This window comes from Rathayibacter sp. AY1F8 (assembly GCF_002932165.1).
GTDB lineage: Bacteria > Actinomycetota > Actinomycetes > Actinomycetales > Microbacteriaceae > Rathayibacter.
Map to the genome: position 1 here is coordinate 22,187 of NZ_PSVB01000030.1, position 6,389 is coordinate 28,575.

Below are 6,389 nucleotides of genomic sequence, written 5' to 3' on the forward strand. Positions count from 1 at the left end.
TCGGCGGCCCGCTGATGGCGGGTCACGATACCGGCGCGGCCCGCGCCCGCCTCGTCCTGATCGGCCCGATGGGCGCCGGCAAGACGACGATCGGCAAGCGGGTCGCGAAGGCGCTGAGCGCCGGGTTCGTCGACTCCGACGCGGAGTTCGTGCGCACCCACGGCCCGATCGCCCCCTACTTCGACGCCCACGGCGAGCCGGCCTTCCGCCGGGAGGAGCGCCGTGTCGTCGAGCGCGCCGTCCGTCGCGACGTGGTGCTGAGCCTCGGCGGGGGAGCGGTGCTCGATCCCGCGACGCGCGCCGACCTCGCGGACGTGCCCGTCGTGCTCCTCACCACCACGGCCGAGGCCGTCCGCGACCGGCTCGGCTCCGGCTCCCGCCCGCTGGTGCGCGGCGGGGTCGGCGACTGGGTCCGCATCTTCGACGAGCGGCGCCCGGTCTACGAGTCCCTCGCGGACACCGTGGTCGACACCTCCCGGCGGCCGATCACCCTGATCGCCGCCGAGATCGCGGAGTGGGTGCGCGCGCAGCGCCCCTCCGCCACCCCTGCACCATCGGACCCGGCGGCCACGAGCCGCCCGAGCGGAAGACAGTCATGAACGACGGCACCACCGCCATCCCCGTCGCCGGAGAGAACGGCTACGACATCCACGTCGGGCGCGGACTCCTCGACGGCCTCGCCGACGCGATCGGCCCCCGGGCCGCGAAGGTGCTCATCGTGCACCCGCCGACCCTCGCGGTCCTCGCCGCCGAGATCCGCGAGAGCCTGCTCGAGCGCTACGAGGTGCTGCTCGCCGAGGTCCCGGACGCCGAGGCCGCGAAGCGCGTGGAGGTGGCGGCCTTCTGCTGGCAGGTGATGGGGCAGTCGGACTTCACCCGCACGGATGTGGTCGTCGGCTTCGGCGGCGGCGCGATCACCGACCTGGCCGGCTTCGTCGCCGCCACCTGGCTCCGCGGGGTCGACCTGGTGCAGGTGCCGACCACCGTGCTCGGGATGGTCGACGCGGCCGTCGGGGGGAAGACCGGCATCAACACGGCCGAGGGCAAGAACCTCGTCGGCGCCTTCCACGCGCCGCGGGCGGTCGTCGCCGACCTCGACGTGCTGACCAGCCTCCCGCGCAACGAGATCCTGGCCGGCTTCGGCGAGATCGTGAAGTACGGGATGATCGCCGAGCCGCGCATCCTCGACATCATCGAGTCCGACATCGACCTGGCCACGGACCCGACGTCGGAGGAGTTCCGCAGCCTGGTCGAACTGTCGATCGGGATCAAGGCGCGGGTCGTCGGCGAGGACTTCACCGAGAAGGGCCTGCGCGAGATCCTGAACTACGGGCACACCCTCGGGCACGCGGTCGAGCACGCCGAGCGCTACCAGTGGCGCCACGGCGCGGCCGTCTCCGTCGGGATGATGTTCGCGGCCGAGCTCTCGCGCCTGACCGGATCGCTCAGCGACGCGGTCGTGGACCGCCAGCGCCGGGTCCTCGAGTCGCTGACCCTGCCGACGAGCTACCCGCTCGGACGGTGGGAGACGCTCCTCGCCGCGATGCAGCGCGACAAGAAGACCCGTGCGGGCATGCTCCGCTTCGTGGTCCTCGACGACATCGCCCGCCCGAGCATCCTGCAGGGGCCGGAGACGTCGCTGCTGTTCGCGGCGTACCAGGAGATCGGATCGTAGGTCCGACTCGGCTGAGCCCGGGCGGCGCCGTTGGGGCGATTCGCACGCGGCGTCCAGACTCCTCTGCCGACGGGGCCGCGTCGACTACACTCGACGGGTCAGCCGGACCGGCCGATATCGCCGCGCCCGCGTACCGGGCTCGCCGGCGCAGACTTCCACCGAAACGGATCCCCCTTCGCATGGCCTCTACCACCGACATCAAGAACGGCACCGTCCTCAGCATCGACGGCCAGCTCTGGAACGTCATCGACTTCCAGCACGTCAAGCCGGGCAAGGGCGGCGCCTTCGTCCGCACCAAGATGAAGAACGTCCTCACGGGCAAGGTCGTCGACAAGACCTTCAACGCGGGCGCCAAGATCGACACGGCCAACGTTGACCGCCGCGACTTCCAGTACCTCTACCGAGACGGCGCGGACTTCGTGTTCATGGACACCAGCGACTACGACCAGATCACCGTCCCCGAGGCGGTCGTCGGCGACGCGGCGAACTTCATGCTCGAGAACCAGAACGTGACCCTCGCCCTGCACGACGGCGACCCGCTCTACATCGACCTCCCCGCCTCGGTCGTCCTCGAGATCACCTACACGGAGCCGGGCCTCCAGGGCGACCGCTCGACCGGCGGCACCAAGCCCGCGACGGTCGAGACCGGCTACCAGATCCAGGTCCCGCTCTTCCTCGAGCAGGGCACGAAGGTCAAGGTCGACACCCGCACGGGCGACTACCTCGGCCGCGTCAGCTGAGCCGGGCCTCCCGTGAGTGCTCGCACGAAGGCGCGCAAGCGCGCCCTCGACATCCTCTACAACGCCGACGTCCGGCAGATCAGCTTCGCCCAGTCGCTGCGCGCCGAGGCCGAGCGAGCGGCGAACGAGCCAGCCCGTGAGGCCTCGTGGCTCTACGCCCGCGAGATCGTCGACGGGGTCATCGACCACGCCGACGAGATCGACGAGCTGATCGCCCGGCTCGCCCAGGGCTGGACACTCTCGCGCATGCCGCTGGTCGACCGCGCGATCCTCCGGATCGGGGTGTGGGAGATCCTGCACAACGACGCGGTGCCCGACGGCGTCGCCATCTCGGAGGCCGTCGAGGCCGCCACGTCGCTGTCGACCGACGACTCGGCGGGCTTCATCAACGGGCTCCTCGCCTCCGTCGCGGAGTCCCGCACGACGGCCTGACCCGCCCCGGAGACCTGCTCGGCCCGCCGGATCCCCGTGATCGGGCGGGCCGAAGTCGTTCCCGGGCTGCCCGTCCGGCGGGCCGCGTGACGGCCCCTATACTCGACACGGCTTTTCCTTTAACAGCCGTCCTGTGAGGCGGGGAAGGAGGTCGGTGTGACGGCACGAATCGTGCTCAACGGCGCTGACATCACGCGAGCGCTCACGCGCATCGCCCACGAGATCCTCGAGTCGAACCGCGGCCCCGAGTCGCTGGTCGTCCTCGGCATCCCGACGCGCGGCGTCGCCCTCGCGAGGCGCATCGCCGAGACGATCGCGCGGATCGAGCCGGACGGTCCCCCCGTCTTCGCCGGCTCCCTCGACGTGACCATGTACCGCGACGACCTCTCCCGGCACCCGGTCCGCACCCCCGCGCGCACCGCCGTCCCCGCGAGCATCGACGGCCGGACCGTGGTCCTCGTCGACGACGTCCTCTTCTCGGGCCGCACCATCCGCGCCGCCCTGGACGCCCTCAGCGACATCGGCCGTCCGCGAGCCGTGCGGCTGGCCGCGCTGGTCGACCGCGGACACCGCGAGCTCCCGATCCGGGCGGACTTCGTCGGCAAGAACCTGCCGAGCAGCCTGAGCGAGCGGATCAACGTCCGGCTCGTCGAGACGGACGGTGAGGACCTGGTCGCGATCGAGTCGCAGGCCACCGGCGAGGAGACGGCTCCGTGAAGCACCTGCTCTCGACCCGGGACCTCGACCGCGCGAGCGCGATCGCACTCCTCGACATCGCCGAGGACATGGCGGACGTGCAGAACCGCGAGGTCAAGAAGCTGCCGACCCTGCGCGGGAAGACCGTGGTCAATCTCTTCTTCGAGGACTCCACCCGCACGCGGATCTCGTTCGAGGCGGCGGCGAAGCGGCTCTCGGCCGACGTCATCAACTTCAGCGCGAAGGGCTCCAGCGTCTCCAAGGGCGAGAGCCTGAAGGACACCGCGCAGACGCTCGCCGCGATGGGCGCCGACGGCGTGGTCATCCGCCACAGCGCCTCCGGAGCCCCCGCGGTTCTGGCGGCGAGCGGCTGGATCGACGCGTCGATCCTCAACGCCGGTGACGGGACCCACGAGCACCCGACCCAGGCGCTCCTGGACGCGTTCACCATCCGCCGGCGCCTGCACGGCGCCTCCGCGTCCCGCGGCAAGAGCCTCGACGGCGTCGCGGTCACGATCGTGGGCGACGTCCTGCACTCGCGGGTGGCGCGCTCGAACGTCTGGCTGCTGACGGCGCTGGGCGCCGAGGTGACCCTGGTCGCACCGCCGACCCTCGTGCCGGTCGACACGCGCGACTGGCCCGCGACCATCCGCTTCGATCTGGACGAGGCGATCGACACCGGGCTCCCCGACGTCGTGATGCTCCTGCGCATCCAGCTCGAGCGGATGTCGAGCGGGTTCTTCCCCAACGGCCGGGAGTACGCGCGGATCTGGGGCCTCGACGACGAGCGGCTCGCCCGGCTGGGTCCCGATACCATCGTCATGCACCCCGGACCCATGAACAGGGGCGTCGAGATCTCCTCGGCGGCCGCCGATTCGAGCCGCTCCACGGTGCTCGAACAGGTCACGAACGGAGTGTCCGTCCGGATGGCCGCGCTCTACCTGCTGCTGTCCGGCGAACGGGAGGTCCACTGATGAGCACTGCCCAGCCGCTTCAGAGCACGGCGCCGGAGCGGATCCTGATCTCGGGGGCGACGCTCGCCGACGAGTCGACCGCCGACCTGCTGATCGACGGGGGCGTGATCGTCGAGATCGGCGCCGACCTCGACTCGCGCGGGGCCCGCGTGATCGACGCCGACGGCATGCTGGCGCTGCCCGGCCTGGTCGACCTGCACACCCACCTGCGCGAGCCGGGGTTCGAGCAGAGCGAGACGATCCTCACCGGCACGCGAGCTGCGGCCGCCGGAGGCTTCACCGCCGTCTTCGCGATGGCGAACACCTCGCCGGTGCAGGACACCGCGGGCGTGGTCGAGCAGGTGCAGAGCCTGGGCGAGGACGCCGGCTACGCGACGGTCCGCCCGATCGGCGCGGTGACCGTGGGTCTGGCGGGGGAGTCGCTCGCCGAGCTCGGCGCGATGGCCCGCAGCCGCGCGGCCGTGCGGGTCTTCTCGGACGACGGGAAGTGCGTCTCGGACGCGCTGCTGATGCGCCGCGCTCTCGAGTACGTCAAGGCGTTCGACGGAGTCGTCGCCCAGCACGCGCAGGAGCCGCGGCTCACCGTCGGCGCGCAGATGAACGAGGGCGCCGTCTCCAGCGCCCTCGGCCTGCAGGGCTGGCCCGCCGTGGCCGAGGAGGCGATCATCGCCCGCGACGTGCTCCTCGCCGAGCACGTGGGCTCCCGCCTGCACGTCTGCCACGTCTCGACCGCGGGCTCGGTCGACGTCATCCGCTGGGCGAAGGCCCGGGGGATCGACGTGACCGCCGAGGTCACCCCCCACCACCTGCTCCTCACCGAGCAGGCCGTCGCCGGCCAGGACGGGCCGAGCTACGACGCCCGCTTCAAGGTGAACCCGCCGCTGCGCCGCGACGAGGACGTGCTCGCCCTCCGCGAGGCCCTCGCCGACGGCACCATCGACATCGTCGCCACCGACCACGCGCCGCACCCGGTCGAGGCGAAGGACTGCGAGTGGGACGCCGCGGCGTTCGGCATGGTCGGCCTCGAGAGCGCGCTGAGCGTGGTGCACGCCGCCGTCGTCGAGGACGGGCGGATGAGCTGGTCCGACGTCGCGCGCGTGCTCTCCTCCGCCCCCGCCCGCATCGGCCGGCTCGACGGCTACGACCGCGGCCTCGCCGTCGGGGCCGCCGCGAACGTCGTGCTCTACGACCCGGAGGCGCGACGCCGCTTCTCCGTCGAGGACCTGCGCGGCCGCAGCGGCAACTCCCCGTACCTCGGTCGCGAGCTGCCGGGCCGCGTCGTCGCCACCCTCCACCGGGGCTTCCCGACCGTGCTGGACGGCGAGCTCGTCGACGCGGCGGTCGTCGCCGCCTCCGCGAAGGCCTCCCGTGGATAGGGCCGCGATCACGATCGTCATCGCCGCGGTCGTCGTCCTCGTCTTCGTCGGCATGCTGCTCTCCTGGCGCGCGCGGCGCCGCCGCTCGGCCGCCCTCGCGCCGGAGCCCGTGCCCGCGTCCTCGCTGGGCGCCGAGGTCGAGCGCGTCGACCTCCCGTACGTGGCCACGACCCGCTTCGAGCAGCCGCTCGAGCGCGTCGTGCTGCCGGGGCTCGGCTTCCGCGGCAACGCTGTGCTGCGCCTCCACGAGCGCGGCGTCGTGATCGCCCCCGTCGGCGAGCGCGAGACGGTGATCCCGGCCTCCCTCCTGCGCGGAGCGGGCCAGGGCAGCTACGTGATCGACCGCGTCGTCGAGGAGGGCGGCCTGCTCGTGATCTCCTGGTCGCCCCGCGGCGACGAGACCGTCGACAGCTACCTCCGCGTGGCCGAGCCCGCCCTCCTCGACGACGCGGTCGATCACGTAGCTGCCCTGGCCCGCTCCGCGCAGGAGGGAGGC

The 6,389-nt window shown here is 72.3% G+C and carries 8 protein-coding genes; all 8 read left to right on the plus strand.

Annotated features, from left to right (window positions below; genetic code table 11):
* Positions 1–14: 14 nt before the first annotated feature.
* Positions 15–599: a shikimate kinase gene (locus C5C35_RS15520; RefSeq protein WP_104225325.1), complete on the plus strand. Its 585-nt coding sequence runs from the start codon at positions 15–17 to the stop codon at positions 597–599.
* Positions 596–1,675, plus strand: coding sequence for a 3-dehydroquinate synthase (gene aroB / locus C5C35_RS15525; RefSeq protein ID WP_104224752.1), 1,080 nt, complete (start codon positions 596–598; stop codon positions 1,673–1,675). Before C5C35_RS15520 ends, aroB begins: the two co-directional genes overlap by 4 nt.
* A 179-nt stretch (positions 1,676–1,854) precedes the next feature.
* The gene (efp, locus tag C5C35_RS15530) at positions 1,855–2,415 is read left to right on the plus strand and encodes an elongation factor P (protein ID WP_068210208.1); all 561 of its coding nucleotides are present in this window, start codon (positions 1,855–1,857) and stop codon (positions 2,413–2,415) included.
* A gap of 12 nt (positions 2,416–2,427) precedes the next feature.
* On the plus strand, positions 2,428–2,847 hold the full coding sequence (gene nusB, locus C5C35_RS15535) for a transcription antitermination factor NusB (protein ID WP_104224751.1): 420 nt from the start codon (positions 2,428–2,430) through the stop codon (positions 2,845–2,847).
* A 156-nt stretch (positions 2,848–3,003) separates the two neighbouring features.
* Positions 3,004–3,564: a bifunctional pyr operon transcriptional regulator/uracil phosphoribosyltransferase PyrR gene (pyrR, locus tag C5C35_RS15540; RefSeq protein ID WP_104224750.1), complete on the plus strand. Its 561-nt coding sequence runs from the start codon at positions 3,004–3,006 to the stop codon at positions 3,562–3,564.
* Positions 3,561–4,517: an aspartate carbamoyltransferase catalytic subunit gene (locus C5C35_RS15545; protein WP_104224749.1), complete on the plus strand. Its 957-nt coding sequence runs from the start codon at positions 3,561–3,563 to the stop codon at positions 4,515–4,517. The genes pyrR and C5C35_RS15545 overlap by 4 nt, the downstream gene beginning before the upstream one ends.
* The gene (locus C5C35_RS15550) at positions 4,517–5,893 is read left to right on the plus strand and encodes a dihydroorotase (protein WP_104263532.1); all 1,377 of its coding nucleotides are present in this window, start codon (positions 4,517–4,519) and stop codon (positions 5,891–5,893) included. The genes C5C35_RS15545 and C5C35_RS15550 overlap by 1 nt, the downstream gene beginning before the upstream one ends.
* Positions 5,886–6,389 (plus strand): hypothetical protein (locus tag C5C35_RS15555; protein ID WP_104263533.1); only part of this gene is annotated, 504 nt, incomplete at its 3' end. The genes C5C35_RS15550 and C5C35_RS15555, both read left to right, overlap by 8 nt.